We start from the raw sequence: 1755 nt of genomic DNA, 5'->3' as shown, positions 1-1755 counted from the left end.
TTGACCTGCCCCCAAGTTTTCAGACCATTCAAAAGGAGGGTTTGTTCTCGTAACGTTCAAAGCAACGAGGAGAACGAAGAATGCGCAAGTCACGTTTCACAGAGGAACAAATCGTCGGGATTTTGCAGGAGTATGCTGCCGGAGCGAAGGTCTCGGACCTTTGCCGCAAGTACGGTATGTCGGATGCCACGCTGTACAAGTGGAAAGCCAAGTATGGTGGCATGACGGTGTCTGAGCTGCGCCGGTTGAAGGACCTGGAAGCAGAGAACTCGGAACTAAAGCGCTTGTTGGCGGATGCCATGCTCGACAACGCCGGTCTCAAAGGCCTTCTGGCAAAAAACTCATAACGCCTGCCGCCCGCCGGGATGCTGTGAAGACTCTGGTGACAGAGCACCAGTTCACGCAACGGCGGGCGTGCAGGCTGGTTGGTATATCCAGATCGAGCCTGACGTATCAGGCGCGCCCGGATCGCCACGCGCGGCTCCGGGAACGTTTGATCACGCTTTCTGGAAAGCACAGGAGGTATGGCTATCGCATGCTGCATGCCAAGCTGGTGCGTGAGGGTTTCAAGGTGAACGTCAAAGTCGTCGAACGCATCTATCGCGAAGAACGGCTGTGGCTTCGTCGCACCAAGCGCAAAAAGATCCCCAAGGAAGGCCGTGAGGGCGGCTGGTGCCCCATTGCGGCCAACCAGCGGTGGTCGCTGGATTTCACCAGTGATGCTCTGGCGAATGGGCGCAAGTTCAGAACGGCCAACTTGAAAGATGATTGCACCCGCGAGTGCCCGGCCATCGAGGTGGACTTTTCACTGCCCGGAGAGCGGGTCGTGGAATTGCTGAACCGAGTCGCACGCGAGCGGGGATACCCTGATATTCTGGTCGTCGATAATGGACCGGAACTGCGCGGTCGTGCGCTTGATACGTGGGCCGATGACAACGGCGTTCAGCTGTATTTCATCGACCCAGGCAAGCCGACCCAGAATGCGTATATCGAGAGTTTCAATGGCCGCTTCAGGGATGAGTGCCTGAACCTGCACTGGTTCACGAGCATCGCCGAGGCGCGCGAGATCATCGAAGACTGGAGAATCGATTACAACACAGAACGCCCGCACAGCAGCCTGAAATATCAAACACCCGAAGAGTTTGCGGCAACGCGGCCTTTCAACAAAACGCAATGGGCGCAGACGCTTGAGCTATCTGAGAGCTCCGCGCCCGCGCCCATTGCTCATGCCGCCGAATGATGGCACACAAATGGAGAGCAAACTTGATTTACGAGTGGCCCTGAAAACAGGGGCAGGTCAAATCGACTGAATAAGTAGCTGACAAGTAGTTATTTTTCTGAATCAACGGTGTTGAGAGCCGCTGATTTTGGAGATTTTTCATGCCACGCACCGAGAAAGAGCCCTGCACGCCCGAGTTTTTGAAGCACTTCGCAAGCATCGATGACCCGCGCCAGGAGGCCAAGGTCACGTACCCGCTGGACGAAGTTTTTCTGCTTGTTCTGTGCGCGGTGATTTCCGGCGCGGATGGGTGGACGTCGATCGCGCTTTACGGGGAGAAGAAGATTGATCTGCTGCGTCGGTTTCTCCCCTTCAAGGACGGAACGCCCAGTCATGATCAACTGGGCATCCTGTTTGCCCGCCTGGATATAGAGGCGTTTCAGCGGTGCTTTGCAGAGTGGATAGCGAGCTTGCATGACGTGCTTGACGGCGTTGTCGCTATTGATGGCAAGACGCTTCGTCGCTCTTTTGATGCG

The 1755-nt window shown here is 56.0% G+C and carries 1 protein-coding gene and 1 pseudogene; both read left to right on the top strand.

The window, feature by feature from the left end:
• Positions 1–80: 80 nt before the first annotated feature.
• Positions 81–1240, top strand: a protein-coding gene (locus tag VJ956_RS05645) for an IS3 family transposase (protein ID WP_324082648.1) whose coding sequence is annotated in 2 segments (ribosomal slippage) — positions 81–330 and positions 330–1240 — 1161 coding nt in all. Because the reading frame shifts where the segments join, the coding sequence is not laid out codon by codon here.
• A 170-nt stretch (positions 1241–1410) separates the two neighbouring features.
• Positions 1411–1755, top strand: a pseudogene (locus VJ956_RS05640) (ISAs1 family transposase); the annotation flags it as partial.

Source organism: Marinobacter sp. (assembly GCF_035268745.1).
GTDB lineage: Bacteria > Pseudomonadota > Gammaproteobacteria > Pseudomonadales > Oleiphilaceae > Marinobacter.
The sequence above is the reverse complement of the archived record's forward strand: the minus strand, read 5'-3'. Positions and strand labels throughout refer to the sequence as shown.